Source organism: Candidatus Methylomirabilota bacterium (genome assembly GCA_035764725.1).
In the GTDB taxonomy this organism is placed as follows: Bacteria; Methylomirabilota; Methylomirabilia; order Rokubacteriales; family CSP1-6; genus DASRWT01.
In genome coordinates this window covers 1-19,710 of record DASTYT010000124.1, presented here as the reverse complement: position 1 = coordinate 19,710, position 19,710 = coordinate 1, and the positions used below count along the sequence as shown (strand labels likewise).

Annotated in this window: 14 protein-coding genes; 13 read left to right on the top strand and 1 reads right to left on the bottom strand. The window is 68.9% G+C overall.

The window, feature by feature from the left end:
* Nucleotide 1: 1 nt before the first annotated feature.
* The 13 genes from asnB (VFX14_20360) to prsR are packed head-to-tail and all read left to right on the top strand — an operon-like array spanning nt 2 to nt 18,627.
* The gene (gene asnB / locus VFX14_20360; GenBank protein HEU5192049.1) at nt 2-1,876 is read left to right on the top strand and encodes an asparagine synthase (glutamine-hydrolyzing); all 1,875 of its coding nucleotides are present in this window, start codon (nt 2-4) and stop codon (nt 1,874-1,876) included.
* Nucleotides 1,873-3,129 (top strand): hypothetical protein, encoded by a 1,257-nt coding sequence (locus VFX14_20355; protein ID HEU5192048.1) that lies wholly within the window; start codon nt 1,873-1,875, stop codon nt 3,127-3,129. Before asnB (VFX14_20360) ends, VFX14_20355 begins: the two co-directional genes overlap by 4 nt.
* Complete coding sequence (locus VFX14_20350) at nt 3,126-5,300, top strand: glycosyltransferase (protein ID HEU5192047.1); 2,175 nt, start codon at nt 3,126-3,128, stop codon at nt 5,298-5,300. Before VFX14_20355 ends, VFX14_20350 begins: the two co-directional genes overlap by 4 nt.
* Before the next feature lies 1 nt (nt 5,301).
* Entirely contained in the window at nt 5,302-7,203 is a 1,902-nt protein-coding gene (gene asnB / locus VFX14_20345) for an asparagine synthase (glutamine-hydrolyzing) (protein ID HEU5192046.1), read from the top strand.
* Nucleotides 7,200-7,970 carry a class I SAM-dependent methyltransferase gene (locus tag VFX14_20340; GenBank protein ID HEU5192045.1) on the top strand — a complete coding sequence of 257 codons (771 nt, stop codon included), beginning with the start codon at nt 7,200-7,202 and terminating at the stop codon, nt 7,968-7,970. Before asnB (VFX14_20345) ends, VFX14_20340 begins: the two co-directional genes overlap by 4 nt.
* 6 nt (nt 7,971-7,976) lie before the next feature.
* A complete protein-coding gene (locus tag VFX14_20335) occupies nt 7,977-9,839 on the top strand; it encodes an asparagine synthase-related protein (protein ID HEU5192044.1) in 1,863 nt (620 codons plus the stop codon).
* Nucleotides 9,836-11,044, top strand: coding sequence for a TIGR04063 family PEP-CTERM/XrtA system glycosyltransferase (locus VFX14_20330; GenBank protein HEU5192043.1), 1,209 nt, complete (start codon nt 9,836-9,838; stop codon nt 11,042-11,044). The genes VFX14_20335 and VFX14_20330 overlap by 4 nt, the downstream gene beginning before the upstream one ends.
* A 1-nt stretch (nt 11,045) precedes the next feature.
* Complete coding sequence (locus VFX14_20325) at nt 11,046-12,272, top strand: glycosyltransferase (GenBank protein HEU5192042.1); 1,227 nt, start codon at nt 11,046-11,048, stop codon at nt 12,270-12,272.
* Nucleotides 12,272-13,633 carry a phenylacetate--CoA ligase family protein gene (locus VFX14_20320; GenBank protein HEU5192041.1) on the top strand — a complete coding sequence of 454 codons (1,362 nt, stop codon included), beginning with the start codon at nt 12,272-12,274 and terminating at the stop codon, nt 13,631-13,633. Before VFX14_20325 ends, VFX14_20320 begins: the two co-directional genes overlap by 1 nt.
* Nucleotides 13,633-15,735, top strand: a complete 2,103-nt coding sequence (gene prsK, locus VFX14_20315) for an XrtA/PEP-CTERM system histidine kinase PrsK (protein ID HEU5192040.1) — start codon at nt 13,633-13,635, stop codon at nt 15,733-15,735. Before VFX14_20320 ends, prsK begins: the two co-directional genes overlap by 1 nt.
* Nucleotides 15,732-16,598 (top strand): exosortase, encoded by an 867-nt coding sequence (xrt, locus tag VFX14_20310; GenBank protein HEU5192039.1) that lies wholly within the window; start codon nt 15,732-15,734, stop codon nt 16,596-16,598. Before prsK ends, xrt begins: the two co-directional genes overlap by 4 nt.
* On the top strand, nt 16,595-17,239 hold the full coding sequence (locus tag VFX14_20305) for an EpsI family protein (protein HEU5192038.1): 645 nt from the start codon (nt 16,595-16,597) through the stop codon (nt 17,237-17,239). Before xrt ends, VFX14_20305 begins: the two co-directional genes overlap by 4 nt.
* Nucleotides 17,240-17,265: 26 nt before the next feature.
* Nucleotides 17,266-18,627 carry a PEP-CTERM-box response regulator transcription factor gene (gene prsR / locus VFX14_20300; GenBank protein HEU5192037.1) on the top strand — a complete coding sequence of 454 codons (1,362 nt, stop codon included), beginning with the start codon at nt 17,266-17,268 and terminating at the stop codon, nt 18,625-18,627.
* Nucleotides 18,628-18,653: 26 nt separating this feature from the next.
* Here prsR and VFX14_20295 read toward each other — a convergent pair.
* Nucleotides 18,654-19,710, bottom strand: a 1,057-nt coding sequence (locus VFX14_20295; protein ID HEU5192036.1) for a right-handed parallel beta-helix repeat-containing protein, incomplete at its 5' end; no start/stop codon positions are given.

Here is a 19,710-nt window from a genome sequence, read left to right as displayed (position 1 = left end):
CATGTGCGGCATCGCGGGACTCCTTCGCGCGGACGGTGCCCCCGTCGACGAGGCGCTCCTCGCCTCCATGACCGGCGTGCTCGCGCACCGCGGGCCGGACGGCCAGGGGGTCTATGTGCGCGGGCCCGTGGGGCTGGGCCACCGACGGCTCGCCATCATCGACCTCACTACGGGCGACCAGCCGATGTTCAACGCCGACGAGCAGATCGCCGTGGTCTTCAACGGCGAGATCTACAACTTCCGCGACCTGCGGCGCGAGCTGGAGGGCCTGGGCCACACGTTTGTCACGACGTCGGACACCGAGGTGTTGCTGCGCGCCTATGAGGCCTACGGCGTCGATTGCGTTGGGCACCTGCGCGGGATGTTCGCGTTCGCGCTGTGGGACGGGCACCGGCGCCGGCTGGTGCTCGCCCGTGACCGCGTCGGGATCAAGCCCATGGTCTACACGTGGGATGGGCGCCGGCTCCTCTTCGCATCCGAGCTGAAGAGCCTGCTCCAGGATCCCACCGTGCCCCGCGACCTCGACTGGGAAGCCTTCGGGGACTATCTGGCGTTTCACTATGTGCCGAGTCCCCGCACCATCTTCCGGGCGATTCGTAAACTCCCGCCCGCGTCGGTCCTCGTGCTCGACGTCGACGGTGGCGAGCCGCGGGTCGAGCGGTACTGGGATCTGCGCTTCGTCCCCGACGAGCGACGCAGCGAGGCCGACTGGGGAGCCGAGCTGCGCGTGCAGCTCCAGGACGCGGTCCAGAGCCACCTGGTGAGTGACGTCCCCCTCGGGGCTTTCCTCTCCGGCGGCCTCGACTCGAGCACGGTGGTGGCGATGATGGCGCGCGGAGGCGCGGCCCCGCTGCGCACGTTCTCCATCGGCTTCGGGGAGAGCGACTACGACGAGCTCAAGTGGGCGAGGCTGATGGCCCAGCGCTACGGCACCGATCACTACGAGTTCGTAGTGAAGCCGGAGGCGCTCGACATCCTGCCTCAGCTCGCCTGGCAGTTCGACGAGCCGTTCGCGGACTCCTCCGCGCTGCCGACCTACTACGTGGCCAAGATCACACGGGAGCACGTCACCGTGGCGCTGTCCGGCGACGGCGGCGACGAGAACTTTGCGGGGTACCGGCGCTACGCCAGCGCCCAGGCCCTTCACGAGCGGCTGGATCGTATGCCCGGTCTCCTCGCACGCTCGGTGTTCCGTGCGGCGGGTCGCCTGCTCCCGACGGGGGCCTGGGGTCAGCGCTATGCCGAGCTTCGCGGCGAGTCGCCGGTGGACCGCTACTTTCGGATGATGACCGCCCACCGGACCCGGTCCGTGGGCCGTCTCCTCACCACCGAGACGCGTGCGCGGCTGGGCACGGATTCCCGCATGGCGTGGTTTCGGGAAGTGGCCGCCGAAGGGCACCCGCCCGACTACGTCTCCACGCTCCAGTATCTCGACGTGCGCACCTATCTGCCCGAGGACATCCTCACCAAGGTGGACCGCACCAGTATGCTGGTCTCGCTCGAGGCGCGGGTCCCGCTCCTGGATCATCGCCTCATGGAGTTCGTGGCGACCATGCCCACACGCTTCAAGCTGCGAGACGGCGTTGGCAAGCGCATCCTGCGCGACACGGTGGCCCCCGACCTCCCGCCCGAATTGCTCGGACGCGCCAAGATGGGCTTCGGCGTGCCTCTGGAGTCCTGGTTCCGAGGCGAACTTCAGGGGTATGCGCGCGATGTCCTGTTGAGCGCGAGCGCCCGGCAGCGCGGCTGGCTGGAGCCGACCGAGATCGCGCGGCTGCTCGACGAGCACAGCACCGCGACTCGGGATCACGCGTCCCAGATCTGGGCCCTCCTGTGTCTGGAGGAGTGGGCGCGTCGGTGGCTTGACGCGACATGAGCCTGACTCCGGCTATCCTCCTCGACGCCGACATCCGCGCGATCGAGGGAATCGTGACGCCGCTGGGTCGGCGCGGCGTGCCGCTGGTGGCGCTCAGCCGCGAGCCGGATTGCCCGACTTTCCACTCGCGCTACGTGACGCGCCGCGTCCCGGAGGTGCCCCTCGGGGACGCGGAGGGGATCATGACGACGCTGCTGAATCTTCCCGAGCGCGGCGTGCTCTTCCCGTCGGACGACGTGTCCGCCCGTGTGCTGGCCGGGAATCGGGACACGCTGGCGGCCGCCGGCTACCGGCTTGGCATCTCGCCGCCCGACACACTGGAGCGCGGCTTCGACAAGTTGACATGCTCGCAGGTTGTCACGGAGTTGGGGATACCGACTCCCGTCACCCGGCTCCTCGAGGAGTCGGCCGATCCGCATAGGGTGGCCGTCGCGGTCGGGTATCCCCTCGTGGTGAAAGCCACGACGCTGGCGGGCGGCGCATACGTGCGGGTCGCGGGGCCCGACGATCTTCCGAGCGCGGTGACTCGTATGCGGGAGCTAGCGGCCCGCCCCGAGAATCAGGCCCGGCGGCCGCGCATCCTATTGCAGGCGTGGATCGATTGCGCCGTGGACGACATCTGGTGCGTCGAGACGCTCTACCGGCGTGATGGGCGGCCGGTGGGCTTTCTCTCCTTGCGCAAGGTCCGCACGAACATGAACCGGGACGGCACCTTCGGCAGCCGCATGTACGCTGGGGAGGTGGTGTCCAACCCTCCACTCGAGGCGCTCGCCGAGCGGCTGCTGACGCACCTCGGCTGGCAGGGGTTCGCGCACCTAGACTGGATGCGCTCCCCCGCCGACGGACGCTTCTACCTCACGGAGATCAATCCGCGGCTTCCCGGGTTCTCGACCGTCCTGGCCAAGGCGAACTTTGACCTCGCATGGCACTACTACGCCGATCTCGAAGGGTTGCCCGTTGAGCCACCCCGCCCGCGGCGCACCCTCTATTTCGAGCCCTTCCGGTATCCCGGAGACCTGAGCTCGGCGGCCGCCACCATCGCGCGTGGGCAGTACTCGGCCTGGGCGTTCCTCGCGTCCTACGCGAGGGTGCTGCGTGGCACCCATCGCCTGGCTCTAGACTTCTTCTCCTGGCGCGATCCCGCCATGACGCTAGCCGTGATGCTCGGGATGGCGCGGACCGTGCTCGGCGAGCTGCGTCGGCACCCTGGTGAGGGCGCCCGGCCGCGCTCGGGCTCGGTGCGCGTCGCGTGAGGACCCCGATCCGCGTCATGCACGTGGTCAACGTGCTCTCCCTCTCGGGTATGGAGCATGGGGTGATCAAGCAGGTGAATCGGCTCGACGCCGCCCGCTTCGCGCCCTCGATCTGCTGCCTCGCCTTCCAACGGGACGAGACACGCCCCGTGCTCGACCCCCGCGTCCCCGTCCGCGAACTGCGAAAGGCGGCCGGGCGCAACCTTGGCCTCGTCCCGCGCCTGGCTGCCTGCTTCCGGCGGGAGCGTGTGGATATTGTCCACTCACACAACTGGCAGACATTCTTCTATACGGTGGCCGCCGCCGCGCTCGCGCGCGTGCCGCTCCGTGTGCACGGGCTCCACGGGCGGGAGGCGGAGCCGCCGTCCGCGCGCCAGATCCGGCTCAGCCGGTGGCTGGCCCGGCACGTGTCGCGTCTGATCGCAGTGTCCGGCGATCTCGGACGCGAGCTCGTGACAGTATGGGACGTGCCCGCCGAGCGCGTGTCCGTCATCGCCAACGGCGTGGATCTCGACGGCTTCGCGCGTCCGGGCCCGGTGGAGGCCCTCCGCGAGACGCTCGGCCTGGCGCCCGAGCATCGGGTGATAATGAGCGTCGGGGGACTGCGACCGGTGAAGGACTATCCCACCCTCATCCGGGCCTTCGCGCGCGTGCGCGCGGCGCGCCCGGAGGCGCGGCTGGTCATCGTGGGCGGGGAGCGGGGCGGCGGCAACCAGAGGGAGCTGGAAGCCCTGGCGGTGTCGCTCGGCGTGGGGCCGATGGTCCTCTTCCCGGGCGTCCGTCAGGACATCAATGACCTCCTGGCTCTCTCGGACGTCTATGTCAACAGCTCGGTGTTCGAGGGCATGTCGAACACCATCCTCGAGGCTATGGCTGCCTCCCGGCCGGTGGTGGCGACCGACGTGGGCGGCAATCCCGAGCTGGTACGCGACGGCATCAGCGGCTATCTGGTGCCGCCGCGGGACCCGTCGGCGCTGGCTGGCCGGCTCGTGGACCTGCTCGCCGACCCGAGCCTCGCGAAGGCGCAGGGTGCGGCGGGCCGAGCCCTCGTGGAATCAGAGCACGCCATGGGTCGCATGGTGACAGCCTACGAGGACTGCTACGAGGATCTGATCGGCCGCCGGAGGTTGCGGACGACCCTCCGCGGCCGCGAACGCGCGAAGTCCGCCGTGGCCCGCGTGGTCGGGCGACGCGTTGGGGCGGGGTCGCAGCGGCTCGTCGTGCTCACGTACCACCGCGTCCTGCCCGTGCGCGCCGCGCAAGACTACGCGCTACCGCCCATGGCGATGCCGCGAGACGAGTTCGACGCGCAGATGGCGCACCTGGCGCGCCACTACACCCCGCTCCCTCTGGCGGAGGCGGCGGAGCGTCTCGCGCGAGGCGAGCTCCCCGCTCGCGCGGTGGCGGTGACGTTCGACGACGGCTACGGGGATAATTATCGGCACGCGTTCCCGATCCTCAAGAAGCACGACGTGTCCGCGACGGTCTTCGTGGTGACTGGTGCCCTCGACCGGCGTGCCCCCTTTTGGTGGGACGCCGTCGCTCACGCGGTAGCGCGCCTGAGCGAGTCCACCTCCGCCCCTGCGCACCGCTTGCCGGAGTGGCTCACCGCCCAGCTCGCGTCCTTGCGCGCGGGTGCGTCCGCGGGTCTGGTGGCTCGCGGCATCGTGCGGAGCCTGAACGCGCTCGGGCGGGCCGAGCGCGAGGGAACGGTGGCCTCACTTCTCGCGGCGGCTCCGGGTGTGGCGCTCGGCGGGGACGATCTGCTCACCTGGGATCAGGCGCGGGAGATGCAGCGCGCCGGAGTCGAGCTCGGCTCGCACACGGTCTCGCACGCGTTCCTCGACGAGCTCTCCCTCACGGACGCGCGCCGTGAGATCGTGGAGAGCCTCGACCGTCTGGCCTCCGAGCTGGGACGGCCCGCACGCCTTTTCGCCTATCCCCGCGGGCGAGTCACGGAGCCCATCCAGGCGCTCCTGCGCGACGCCGGCGTCCTCGCCGCCGTCACCACCGAGCTGGGCGACAACGCAACGGGCGCGGATCTTCTCGCCCTGAATCGCCTGGACGCGGGCTACCTGCGCCGTGCAGGCGGCTTCGACCGGTATGTCTTCGACGCGGAGCTGGCGGGCCGCTTCACGCCGCTGCACGCCGCCGGGCGGGGAGACCGCTGACATGTGCGGGATCGCCGGCATCGTTCACACGGATCCGGGCCATCCCGTGTCGCAGGAGCTCCTGCGCCGGATGACCACCACCATGGTGCACCGAGGGCCCGACTCCGATGGGTTCTACTTCGGCCGGGGCGCGGGCCTGGGCCATCGGCGCCTGTCGATCATCGACCTCTCCACCGGCGACCAGCCCATGTTCAACGAGGATGGCACGGTTGCGGTGGTGTTCAACGGCGAGATCTACAATTTCCAGGAGCTCCGAGACGAGCTCGTCAGCAAGGGGCACCGGTTCGCCACGAAATCGGACACCGAGGCCATCGTGCATGGGTACGAGGAGTACGGCCCGGCGTGGGTGGCGCGCCTCCGTGGTATGTTCACCATCGCCCTCTGGGACGATCGGAATCGTCGCCTTCTCTTGGCCCGGGACCGGGCGGGCAAGAAGCCGCTCTATTACACGCACGACGCGGAGCACCTGGCCTTCTCGTCTGAGCTGAAGGGGCTCCTACAGGACGGCGGGCTCAAGCGCAGCATCAACGCCGAGGCGCTTGACGACTATCTTTCGTTCGGGTGCGTCCCCGCTCCCGCCACGATTCTCCAGGGCGTTCAGCAGATCCCGCCCGCCCACTACTTGGTGTGGGAGCGAGGCCAGATTCGTCTCACGGAGTACTGGGACGTGCCGTGTGACGGGCATCGTGAGCGGACGGAGTCGCAGGCCCTGGAAGAGTTCGCCTCGGTGTTCACGGACGCGGTGCGGGTACGGCTCATCAGCGATGTTCCCCTGGGTGCCTTCCTGTCCGGCGGTGTGGACTCCACCGCGGTGGTGGAGGCGATGGCTCGTCTCTCGGACCAGCCGGTGCGGACCACCGCCGTCGGCTTCACCGAAAAACGCTGGAACGAGCTGCCGCATGCCCGCGCGGTGGCGGAGGCCCTCCGCACCGAGCACCACGAGGTGCTGGTGGAGGCGCGGGCCGCGGAGATCCTCCCGCGCCTGGCCTGGCACCTCGACGAGCCTTTCGCAGACTCGTCGGCCCTGCCGACGTACTACGTCGCCAAGGCGGCCCGCGAACGGGTCACGGTGGCGCTGTCCGGTGACGGCGGCGACGAGATCTTCGCAGGGTATCAACGCCGCTACGGGCTCAATCGCTGGGAGTCACGGCTGCGCCGTCTCCTGCCCGCCTGGGCGCGTGCCGGCGTGCTGGGGCCCCTCGGCCGCATCTATCCCAAGGCGGACTGGCTGCCGCGGCCGCTGCGGGCCAGGTATTTCCTCCAGAATCTCGGCACCAGCTTCGAGCGCGCGTACTTCTCGGACCTCTCCCTGCTGCGGCCAGCCGACAAGGCCGCGCTGCTCCATCCGGAGTTCCAGCGGGCATTGGGCGGCCACGACTCGTTCACCGGCTTCGCAAGGCACTTCGAGCGGGTGTGGCATCTCGACCCGCTCAGCCAGCTCCTCTACGTAGATTTCAAGACATGGCTTGTCAACGACATCCTGGTCAAGGTGGACCGGATGAGTATGGCCTCGTCGCTCGAGGTGCGCGCTCCGCTGCTCGATCACAAGGTGGTGGAGTTCGCGGCGTCGCTGTCGTCGGAGTGGAAGTACCGAGGGCGTGTCTCCAAGTATCTGCTCAAGCGGCACCTTGACCAGCGGGTACCCGCCTCCGCCGTGCACCGGCCCAAACAGGGCTTCGAGATTCCGCTGGCCGGCTGGCTGCGGGGCGAGCTGCGGGAGATGGCCCAGGATCTCCTCCTGTCATCTAGAGCGCTGGGGCGGGGATATGTACGGGGTGAGCAGGTGCGTGCCCTGTGGGATCGCCATCAGCGCGGTGTGGGCAATCACGCGTCCTCACTCTGGGCGCTTCTCATGCTGGAACTGTGGCATCGCACCTTCATCGATGGGTTGTCCACGCCATGAGGACGCCCTCTGACGACGGACGGTTCGAGGCCCAATGGCGGGCGCGATTCGAGCGCTTCGCGACGGCCTTCGACGACGAGCCGCGCATCTCGGGCTGGTCCGACGCGGGCCTGCGGCGGCGCGTGGCGACGTTCGCCGCCTTGGTGCCGCGACTTGGCCTGCCCGAACGCGCACGGGCCCTCGAGTTGGGCTGCGGTGGCGGGACCTACGTGCGTCTCCTCGCGGGGCTTGGTTATCGCACGGTGGGGCTCGATTACTCGGTGCCGAGCCTCCAGCGGGCCATGGCCGCCGACCCTGGCCGCAAGGGTACCTATCTCGCGGGCGAGGCCTACGGGCTTCCGTTCTCGTCGACGATGTTCGACCTCGTGGTATCGATCGGCGTGCTGCAGGCTCTCTCCGACCCCGCGCGCGCCATCGCCGAGATGACCCGCGTACTGCGCCCCGGGGGGGTGCTGGTGGTGGAGGCGCTCAACGGGCGCGGCGCTGTCGCGATTGCGCGGCGAATGGTGGCGCGTCTGAGCGGTTGGCCCACCAGCGTCCGCTCGTATCCGCCGCGCGACGTGCGAGGCTGGCTGGCCGCAGCGGGCCTCAGCTTCGTTTGCCAGCCCGCCCTTCGGCTGCCTCCGCGCCAGACGCCCTGGATGGAGGACCTGCTGGAGGCGCGACCCGTGCGAGCGATTCTGGACACGGTTCCCCCGCTCGGGAATGCCGCCGCACACTCGTTCCTCTTCGTCGCGCGGCGCTCCATGGCGCCGGGACGCGAGTAGCGGAACATGTACGGTCTCTTCGCCGGGTTTGGGTCCGCCGCGCTCGAGCTGACGCGGGAGCGCATGCTCGCGGCAATCGAGCAGGTGGCCCCCGCCGAGGTCGACTTCTACACCGACGGCCGGGCCGTCAGCCTCGCGCTCCTGTCTCCACGGAGACCCGAAGGGGCGGCCGTGATCGAGTGGAGCCGCGGCGGTCGACTCGGGTGCGCCCTGGACGGATACGTCGTGACGGACAGACCCGGTGCGTCCGCCGTACAGCGGGGAGAGCTGGTGCGACTGATCGAGTCCGTCGGGCTCGACCGGGCGCTCGCGATGCTCGAGGCGGGCTCGTTCAACGTGGCGACCCTCGATCTCGACCGAACCGTCTTTACCGTGGCCAACGATCGCGTCGGCTCCATACCGCTCTATTACGCGCCCGTGCCAGGCGGATGTGTGGTGGCCACCGCCCCGTACCTTGCCACAGCGTGTGGCCTGGTCACCGGAGAGCCGGATCTCACCGCGATCGCCGAGCTGGTATATTTGGGGCACACCGTAGGCGACCGCTACTACTCGAAGGCGATGCGGCGGCTGCCTCCAGCGTGCACCCTCGAGTGGGATGACCCGAGTGCCCGGCTCTCCGTCACGGCGACGGATCTGAGCCCGATTCGTCTGGGGCCCGCCGATCGCCGTCCCGACATCGACCAGATCGCTGAGCTGACGCGGACGGCCTGTCGCCGCGTCGCCGGACTATCAGATGGGAACGCCCTCCTCCTGAGCGGCGGGATGGATTCGCGTCTGATACTGGCCGCCTGGCCCGATGCCGCGCGTCTGCCCTGTTATAGCTATGGCCCCCGCGAGTTCGCCGACGTGATGTTGGCGCGGCAAGTTGCGTCGGTGCGAGGGGCGTCCTTCACCCACGTTCCCCTTCCGGGTAGCCAGGTGTCGGCCTCGATCGACGAGATGCTCCGTCTGAGTGGCCCGCCGGCGTTCCCCTCGCGATACCTGGCCGCTCGGCGCATTGGCCAGGATGGCCTTGACACAGCTCTCGACGGGTACGCCGGCGATGTGCTGCTCGGAGGGAGCTTCTATGATGTCGGGCGGTTCCTCTCCCGGCCCGAGCGCTGGATGCAGCTGGCGAACCGCTTGGGTGATCGGCGAGTCCGGGAGGTGGGCTTCGAGGCTCTTGTGGAGGAACTGTACGAGAGCCTCGTGGACCGGGGGGCTGCGGATTGGCTTGCGCGCCACGCGGATGGCGATGTCGTCCGTCTCTTGACCGCACAGCGGCCGACCATTCTGCAAGACATCTGGACGGTTCTCCGTGAGATGGCGCCTCCTGACGGATCGGTCGCGGTCGCCGTCCGGGATTTCAAGCTCATGCAGAAGGCCCTGCACAGTACGATCAACCAGGGCGTTCTATGCCGACGGTTCGTACGGGTGGCCTACCCCCTCTTCTGCGACAATGCGCTCTTGCGGGCGACCTGGACGATCGCGCCGCGCTACACCGCGTTCCGGCAACTCTACGTCCGGCTGTTCCGGAAGCACTTTCCCGCCTACGCAGCCATACCGTATGCGGAGTCCCTCCTGCCGCTGCGGCGCTCCCCGCTGGCGCATCGCTGGGCCAAGAGCTTTCGTTCATACGGTATCCGCTTTCCCCTCAAGACCCGGGCGGTCATCGAAGAGCGCTACGATGAGTGGAACGCCTGGCTACGGGAGAGTGCGGCCCTCCGGGGTCGCGCGATCGGGCTTCTGGCGGATCTCGGTCTATCTGGGCCGGCCAAGCTTCAGGCGGCGATCGAACCGATCGGTTCGGGGGAGGCGAAGGGATCCGGCGACCTATTCCACGTCGGTGCGGTCGCGCAGCTCGTGTCACCGCTGAGGTGCTCGGCATGACTGTCCTGCACGTCTTGGACCACTCTCTGCCCGTCATGAGCGGGTACAGCACGCGCAGCCGCAACATCGTGGTGTTCCAGAAGGCGGCCGGGCTGCGGCCCGTTGTCGTAACCTCGCCCAAGCACGGGCCGGCGCCCGCTCTTCGCGAGGAGCGCGACGGGATCCCGCACTACCGCACGCCGGGCCGCCGGAACGGGTGGGTCCCGCTCGCGCGTGAGATCGGCCTCATGTGGCGTCTCGCCCGGCGCGTGCGCGACGTCGCCCGCATCGAGCGCGTGCGGGTGATTCATGCGCACTCGCCGGTGCTGAACGGTCTTCCCGCGCTGTGGGTGAGTCGGCGGCTTGGCATCCCCGTGGTCTACGAAGCCCGCGCTTTCTGGGAAGACGCGGCCGTGGACCATGGGACCACGCGCGAGGGTTCCCTGCGCTACCGGGTCACTCGCGCCCTCGAGACGTTCATGTTCAAGCGCGCCGACGCGGTGGTCACGATCGCGCAGGCGATGCGGCAGGAGCTGATCGAACGCGGGGTCGCTGCCGAGCGGATCCGGGTTGCGCCCAACGGCGTGGACACCGAGTGGTTCCGGCCGGTGGAGCGATCGCATGCGCTGGCCGAACGACTGGGGCTCAACGGCGGCCCGGTCCTGGGCTTCATCGGGTCGTTCTACCACTACGAAGGCCTGCGCTTTTTGCTCGGCGCGCTGCCCGCGGTCCGCGAGCGGGTCCCCGGCGCGCGCCTCCTCCTCGTGGGCGGGGGCGAGGAAGACGCTGCGCTGCGGGCGGCCGCCGCCCCCTTGGGGGACGCGGTGATCTTCGCCGGTCAGGTGCCGTTCTCCGAGGTGCGCGACTTCTACTCGATTACCGACGTGTTCGTGTGCCCGCGTCGCCGCATGCGCCTCACCGAGCTCGTCACGCCGCTCAAACCCCTCGAGGCAATGGCGATGGCGCGCCCGGTCGTGGCTAGCGACCTGGGGGGGCTCTCCGAGTTGATCGAGCATGACGTCACCGGGGTGCTGGTCCCCGCGGAGTCGCGCGAGGCCCTGGTAGATGCGCTCACGCGCCTGGCCCGCGATGCCGGCGCCCGTGCCCGCATCGGCGACCGCGCGCGCGAGGCGATGATCCAGGAGCGGCGTTGGCCGCACATCATCCAGCGCTACGTGGACCTCTACGGCAGCTTGACCGGCGCTGCCCTCGCGGGGGCCCACTGACATGCGCGTCCTCACGCTGAGCACGGTGTTCCCGAACATTCAGCAGCCCGCCTTCGGGGTGTTCGTCGCGGAGCGGATGCGCCGGGTTGCCAGGCACTGCGACGTGTCCGTCGTGGCCCCGGTGCCATGGTTCCCCGGCAACAGCTGGATTCGCCCGCACTGGGCGGGCGTGCCTTCCACCGAGGGACAGGAGGGCTTCCGCGTCTATCACCCCCGCGTCCTCTGCGTGCCGCGTTACGCCAAGTGGAGCGACGGCATGCTCTACGCGGCGTGCCTCCTTCCCTTCCTGCTGCGGCTCCGAAGGCGCTTCCCATTCGACCTCATCGACGCGCACTTCGCCTATCCGGACGGCGTCGCCGCCGCGCTGCTGGGCGGGCTCCTCCGCGTGCCGGTGGTGATCACACTGCGCGGGAGCATCGTGCGACTGCGCCACTATCCCCTCCACCGCCCCCAGCTTCGCTGGGCGATGCGCCGCGCGGCGCGCGTCCTCGCGGTGAGCCAGTCGCTGAAGGAGGTCGCGGCCGGACTCGGTGTCCCCGCCGAGCATATCCGTGTGATCCCCAACGGCGTGGACGCCGAAGTGTTCGTCCCGCGCGAGCCCGCGGACGCACGGCGGGCGCTCGGCCTGCCGCTGGACCGCACCATCATCCTCTCGGTGGGCGGGCTCAACGAAGGTAAGGGCCACCATCGCGTGGTCGCCCAGCTTCCCACGCTCGCGAAGCGCTTCCCGGATCTCCTCTACGTGATCGTGGGCGGCGACCGGGCCGGCGACTCGGCGCGCCCGCTCATCGAAGGCACGGCGGCGCGCCTCGGCGTGTCGGACCGCGTGCGCCTGGTGGGCGAGCGGCCCCACGACGAGATCGCAGCGTGGCTGGCTGCCGCCGACCTCTTCTGTCTCGCTACCCGCTCGGAGGGCTGGGCGAACGTGCTGCTGGAGTCGCTCGCCTGTGGGACACCGGTGGTGAGCACCCGCGTCGGCGGCAACGCCGAGATCGTGAGCCACGAGGGCCTGGGCATCCTCGTGCCCGCGCAGGACGATCGCGCGCTGGCCGCGGCGATCGGGGAGGGCCTGGAGCGGCGGTGGGACCCACATCTCCTCGTTGCCCACGCCCAGGCCCATTCCTGGGACAGCGCGGTGCGTGGAGTCCTCGACGAGTTCCGGCGGGTGCTCGGTCCCGAGGGGGCGCTGACGGGCCTTTCGGAGCCGGAGGCGGAGGCGCGTCGCTGATGCACCCGGTCCTGGTCAACCGTGTGGTCTTCCCGCTGCACGAGCGCCTGAAGGGGAAGCCCACGCATGCCAAGCTCGCCGAGCTCGAGCGCACGCAGTGGCTCACGCCGGACGCCTTGCGTGCGCTGCAGCTCGAGCGCCTCCGCCGGCATCTGACCTGGGCTCATCGTGAAGTGCCCTACTACGGTCGTCTGCTCGATGCGCATGGGATCGACCCCGCGCGCGTCCAGTCGTTCGACGACTTCGCGCGTGTGCCTGCCCTGACCAAGGACATTCTCCGCGAGCGCTTGGTCGACCTTCAGCCGCGGACGCCTCTGCGCGGTGTCCAGCGGCTGAGCACCGGCGGCTCCACCGGGGCGCCCGTGACCGTGTTCGTTGACCGCGAGCGCTCGGCGTTCACCGACGCCGCGCGTCTGCGCGCCCACCGCTGGTTTGGCGCCGACATGGGAACCCGCGAGGTCGCGCTCTGGGGCTCGCCCATCGAGCTGGGCCGGCAAGACCGCCTCCGGTCCCTGCGCGACTGGTTCTTGAATTCGCGACTGCTCTCGGCGTTCGACCTGGGCGAGCCCGCCCTGGCCCGCTACGCCGCCGTGGTGCGGGCCTATCGCCCCGGGAAGCTCTACGGCTACGCGAGCGCCCTCGCCCTGCTCGCGGGATACCTCGATCGCACCGGCGGCCTGCCCCCGGCCGACGCGCCGCGCGCCGTCTTCACCACTGCCGAGCCCCTCTACGATTTCCAGCGCGCGGCCATCGCCGCAGCGTTCCACAGTCCCGTGGCCGTCGAGTATGGTTGCCGTGACGGCGGACTCGTGGCGCTGGAATGCCCCGCCGGCGGCCTCCACATCGCCGCCGAGGGCATGCACGTCGAGGTGCTGCCCGCGGCGCCCGGCGAGACCTCCGGCGAGCTTGTGCTCACCAACCTGGAATCGTACGCGCTGCCGATCATCCGCTACCGCACCGGCGACATCGGCGCGCTGGAGCCCACACCGTGCGCGTGCGGCCGAGGGCTCCCGCGGCTTGCGCGCGTGGAGGGGCGCCGCACCGATTTCCTCGTGACGCCCTCGGGGAAGCTGATGCACGCGCTTGCCGTGATCTACGTGCTGCGCGACGCGCCCGGCGTGCGCGAGTTCCAGGTGGTGCAGGAGGCGCTTGATTACGTCCGGGTGCGCGTCGTGCCGGCGGGGGAGCTGCCCGCTGCCGCACGCGTCGCCATCGCCGCCCGCATCGGCGGGCTCTTCGAGGGCAGCGCACGCATCGAGGTCGAGGTGGCGGACTCTGTCGCGAGCCCGTCGGGGAAGCATCGCTACGTGATCTCCCGCGTGGCGGACGCGCACGTGAGCGCGCTGGCGGGCGCCGCCTGATGGATACCTTCGGCTCCTCCGTCCACGGCGTGACCCTGGCCGCGGCGGCGCTCTCCGCGCTGCTGCTGGCTCTGGGCGCGGCCTTCGGCGCCTCGCGCCCCGTGACGAAGTGGAGCTTCGTACTCGGCATGGTCGGCTTCGCGGCGGAGGCGGGCGCCGCCTTCGCCCTCGTCACAGTGACCGAGCAGGTCGAGGATCGCCTCTTCTGGCTCCGCGCCCATCAGGTCGCGTCGCTGGGGCTCCTGGTGCCGTGGGGCGTGTTCGTGGTGAGCCTCTTCGCGCCTGTCGCGGCGCGGTGGTCGACGCCGCTGAGGCTCGGCCATGGCGCGGGGGGTTTGGCGCTCGGGGGGGTCGCGTTGGCGGTGGCGACCCAGCCGGCCTTCAGGCTCCCGGATATCCCGGCTCCCTTCTACGCCGCGCAGCTTGATCGGGTCGGCCAGATTTCCACCATTGTTCAGCTCATCGTCACCGTCGCGCTCCTCGGCGCGCTCGACACCTATCTCCGGGGATCACGCCACGAGGATCGTTGGCGCATGAAGTACCTCGTGGTCGGCCTCGGCGGGGTCTTCCTCGTCCGCTTCTTCCTCCTCAGCCAGATGCTCCTGTTCCACGTGCTGCTGGGGGTGTACCTCACCACGGCCGCCGCTACGCTGGTGCTCGGGAATCTGGCGGTCGGTGCCTCGCTCATCCGGACCCGGTTCCTCCGCTCCGAGGTCACGGTGTCCCGCGACCTCGTCTATCGCTCGCTCGTGGTGGTGGCGCTGGGCGGCTATCTGCTCGTCGTGGGGGCGCTCGGCTGGCTCTTGAACTACCTGGGCATTCCCGAAGAGCTCCTGTGGAGCTCGGTCCTGATCTTCGTCTCTGCGCTGGCGCTGGGCTCGGTGCTCCTGTCCGAGAACGTGCGCTGGCGGCTCAAGCGCTTCATCGCGCGACATTTCTATCGGACGAAGTACGACTACCGGGAGCAGTGGCTCCGCTTCACCGAGCGCCTCGGCTCGCGAATCTCCCTCGACGAGCTGGGGCCGGAGCTCATCAGCGGAGTTACCGAGGCCGCCGGCTCCGCACGCGGCGCGCTGTACCTCGCGGAGGCCCACGGCGGACGCTTCCATCTCGCCGGCGAGGTAGAGCTGGGGGGGATTCCTACCGTGCTCGAGCCCAGCGCGCCGCTCCCGGCCCGGCTCGCTGGCGAAACGCAACCGGTGCTGCTGTCAGGGGCGCTTCGAGAGGAGCCCCCGGGGTCTCTGCTCGGAGAAGGGGCGGTGGCGGTGCCTCTACGCTGGTCAGACCACCTCGTCGGGCTCATGCTGGTGGGGCCGGAGCGCGCGGCCAATCCCTTCACCGCGGAGGACCTCGAGTTCTTCATGACGGTGGGCGAGCAGGCCGCCGGCGCCATCACCACCGCGCGCCTGTCCGAGACGCTGGCCCAGGCGCGCGAGTTCGAAGCGTTCCATCGGCTCACCTCGTTCGTGATCCACGACCTCAAGAACGCGGTGGCGGCGCTCTCGATGCTCAGCCAGAACGCGCTGCAGCACTTCGATGATCCCGAGTTCCAGAAGGACGCGCTCAAGACCCTCTCCCGGACGGTGGACCGCCAGAAGATGCTCCTCGCCCGCCTCACCGCGGCGCCCGAAGCGGGGCGCTTGCGTACCGACCCCGTGGATCTCTCGGCGCTCGCCCTGGAGGCGACGCGGCCGCTCGATGGCGGGCGCGTGAGCCTCGTGAAGGAGTTCGGCGCGATCTCGACCGTACCCGGCGACGCCGAGGCGCTGCTCAAGGTTATCCAAAACCTCGTGACCAACGCGGTGGAGTCCATGAAGGGCAGCGGTACGGTGACCGTGCGAAGCTACGAAGAGGCCGGGGCGGTGGTATGCGAAGTGGCGGACACCGGGTGTGGCATGTCGGCGGAGTTCATCCAGAAGTCGCTATTTGCGCCGTTCAAGTCCACGAAGAGTGGGGGCTGGGGCATCGGCCTCTATCAGGCCAAGGGCATCGTGGAGGCCCATGGAGGGAGAATCGAGGTCACGAGCCGCGAAGGTATGGGCAGCGTGTTCCGCCTGCGCCTGCCCCTCGCGCGGCATGGCGCGGGTGAAGCCAAGCCATGACGACTGCGACCACCGCGGCCCCTGCGCTACGCGATCGAGCCACGTGGATATGGTTTCTGCCTCCGTGGGTCGCGGCACTGGCCCTCTATGTGCCTCTCGTGCCCACCCTCGTCTACGAGTGGACCAAGTTCCCAAACCTTTCTCACGGGTTCGCCATTCCGTTCATTGCCGGCTATCTCATCTGGGCTCGGCGGGAGCGGATTCGCGCGCTTCCCCTGACGCCGACGGCATGGGGTTTTCCGGTGCTGATTGCCGGGCTGCTGGTGTTCACGCTGGGCATGCGCGCGAACGAGCCCTTCATGGCGAGGATCGCCCTCGTCCCTCTGCTGCTGGGGCTTTCGCTCCTCCTCGCCGGCGGTCGCATCACCGGTCAGACCTGGCCCGGTATCGTGTACCTGCTTTTCATGATCCCGCTTCCGTGGGGCACGGTTAAGCAGGTGACGTATCGATCTCGCCTCTTCGATGCCGATGCCACCGCCGCGCTCCTGCGACTGATGGGCATTCCCGTCTATCACGACGGCGTCCTGCTGCATCTGCCGAACGTGAACTTGGAGGTTGCCGACGCCTGTAGCAGCATCCCAGCCATCGCCGCTCTCCTGTCGCTGGGCGTCGCGTATGCGGCGGTGGCTCAGCGGCCCACCTGGCTCCGTCTGACCTTGATCGTGGCCACGCTGCCCCTGGCGATCGGCGCCAACATCGTGCGAATCACCAGCACGGCGGCGGCGGCCTACTGGATCGGGCTTTGGACGCTCCATACCAGCTACCATATGTTCAACGGCACGGTGAATTTTCTCTTCACATTCTTTCTGCTGATGATCCTGGACTCGATCCTGGTGCGCGCCGTCCGAGGGCGCTCGGCATGAGGCGGGAGACGGTCTTTTCGTTGAGTGCCCTGGCGTTGCTGGTGGCCACCGGGATCGCGGTCGGGATGCCCAACGGTGCCGCGGAGACTCCGCTGCGGGGTCGACTCGACGCCCTTCCCGTGCCCGTCGGATGGGCGGAAACGCACGAGGCGCCGGAAAGCGTCTTGCGATCCGACGGGCGGGCGCCACTCCGGTTGGCGCGCGGCTACACCCGGGGCACGGAGACCGAGTGGGTGCTCGTGGAGTACTTCCCCTCTCAGGACGAGTCTCGGCGTGCCGCCGCCCGGGAATTCGTCTTCCCCGGGGGAGGGTGGTCCCAGATCTCCGAGCGTGAGGTCACGCTACCCTTGGGCGCCGCGGCCGGCGCGGGCCTTCGGGCAAATCTCGTGCTCATCGAGACGGGCGGCCAGCGATATGCCCTTCTGTACTGGTACGAGATCGGCGGCGTGGCCGTCGCCAGCGATCATGGGTATCGGGCCCGCCTCTTGTACAATCGACTGGTGCGAGGCAGGTCTGAGGGGGCGTTGATCCGGATAGCCTCTCCTGTCCAGGCCGGCGAGGAGGATCAGGCCGTGCTCGCCCGCCAAGCCGAATTCCTTCGGGTGTTCTACCCGACCCTGCTCGGGAGTCTGCCCCGCTAGCGGCGGGCACGAGGGAGACCACGCGCATGACCAAACCGAAGCTTCTGGTCGTGGACGACGACGAGAGCATCCGTACCCAAGTGAAGTACGCCCTCCGTGACGACTACACCCTTTGGTTTGCGGAAGATCGCGCGCAGGCCGTGGCCCTCTTCCACGAGGTGCAACCGCAGGTGGTGAGCCTGGACCTCGGCCTGCCGCCGGATGCCGACGGAGCCGAGGAAGGCTTGAAGACCCTCGACGAGATCCTCCGCGCGTCTTCCACCACCAAGGTGGTGGTCGTGACCGGCAATAACGACCGGGAGAACGCGCTCCGCGCTGTGCAGCTGGGCGCCTTTGACTACTATCTGAAGCCCATCGACCTCGACGAATACAAGGTGGTGCTGCGCCGCGCCGCCTATCTGGCTGACCTGGGCCGCGAGGGAGAAGCAGCCGCGCAGGCCCGCGAGAGCACGATCCGCTTCGAGGAGCTCATCGGGAGCACTCCGCGAATGCGAGAGATCTTCGCCGTGGTTCTGCGCGTGGCGAAGACGGACGCCACCGTCCTCATCGAGGGGGAGAGCGGCACCGGCAAGGAGTTGATTGCCCGCGCCATCCACAGCCGGAGCGCGCGAAAGGATGGCCCCTTCGTCGCCATCAACTGCGGGGCGATTCCCGAGACCCTTCTGGAGTCAGAGCTATTTGGCCACGAGCGAGGCGCCTATACCGGCGCGCACGTTCAGCGCCAGGGCAAGTTCGAGCTCGCCAATCGGGGCACGCTGTTCCTCGATGAGATTGGGGAGCTCCCGGTACATCTCCAGGTGAAAATCCTTCGATTCCTCCAGGAGCGGACGATCGAACGGTTGGGCGGACGGCAGCCCATCGCAGTGGACCTTCGGGTGATCGCGGCGACCAACCGGAACCTCAAGAGCCACCTGCAGCAGGGTCTCTTCCGGGAGGACCTCTACTATCGCCTCTCCGTGGTGACCATTGATCTGCCGCCCCTTCGCGAGCGCGGTGAGGATGTCCTGCTCATCGCGAACCGCTTCCTCGAGCGCGCAGGGCAAGAGCATCGCCGCCGGGTGCGATTTGGCCCGGACGCGATCCAGGCCATAATGGCACATGGCTGGCCCGGTAATGTGCGCGAGATGGAGAATCGAGTGAGTCGTGCCGTCATCATGAGTCGGGGCCGTGTGATCGTACCGTCGGATCTTGACCTGATGCCAGCGGAGCCCGCCCAGACCGGCTCGCTCCGCGACACGCGCGAGCGCGTGGAGCGCCAGACGCTCGTGGAGGTACTCAGCCGACACCGTGGCAACGTGAGCCAAGCCGCGCGCGAGTTGAGGGTCAGCCGGCCCACCCTGCACGGGCTGCTCGACAAGCACGGGATCAACGCCAAGGATTTTCGCTAGACGGATTCCTTGCGTCCCCTCGGAGTTCAGGGCCTGGGTGCGAGTCGGATGGAGCCGTGGAGCCCTTCGATGGCACCGGTGCTGGGTGGGACGGGCCGTGGGGCGCCGAAGAGATCCCGGGCGGGCGTCCAAGACGTCGCCAGAACGGTCCCCGCCCCAATCAAAGGTCCCCCGGGGAGCGGCGAGAAGTCGTCGGCCTCAGGATTCAGGAAGCAGACGACGGCTCGACAGTCGATGTTCCCGGTCATGCGGAGACCAGGTTGAGGCTCGGGCAAGATGGGACTCCCCGGGCGGCTATGGACGGCGTTGTTCATCACGGTGACGTCGATGTGTCCGCTTCGAGCGACCGTGACCGCCCCCTGCTCGTTTCGATAAAGAGTGTTGTGCGCGACCACCACGGCGCGTAGCATCCCACGTCGAGCGTAGTCCTCGATGCTCACGCCGGCCATCGCGTTCCCAACCGAGACATTGTTGCGGATCACCGCCGGCCCGCCGCCGGCAACGATACCCGAAGACCGAACGGATCCCATCACCACGTTGCCCTCAATCAATGAGCCGCGGCTGGTGTCCGACGCGCCGTACACCATGATCCCCGGCCCCTTGGTATCGAGGACCATGTTGCCTCGGATGACGCCGCTCGAGTTGAGCTTCACCTGGATGCCGTAGCCGATCTCGGGGTCGGGCGCCCGCACGGTATAAACGTAGTTTCCCTCGATGGTGAGGTCGGTCGCCACGCAGGTAAAGCCATCGTGGCAGCCGAAATACATCGCCGTCGACTCCGAGTTGCGAATGTCGTTTCGGCGGACGGTGAGCCCCTGACTGGAATTGTGGTCGGCGACGACGGCAATCCCGCCCAGCCCGCTGAACTGGCAGTCCTCGATCGTGATTCCTCTCCGGGCGAATATCCTGATCCCGTCGACCTCCCGCTGGGTGGGCCCGATGGCGAGCCCTCGGATGGTCACGTGATCCGCCCGCAGGTCGATCACGTTGGCCGTATTGCCGCCGTAGACGATGCGGGGCGGCTGCAGGGGATCCTTGGCGCGGATCACGACGGGGAGTCCCGGCTCGCCGCCGGATCGAATG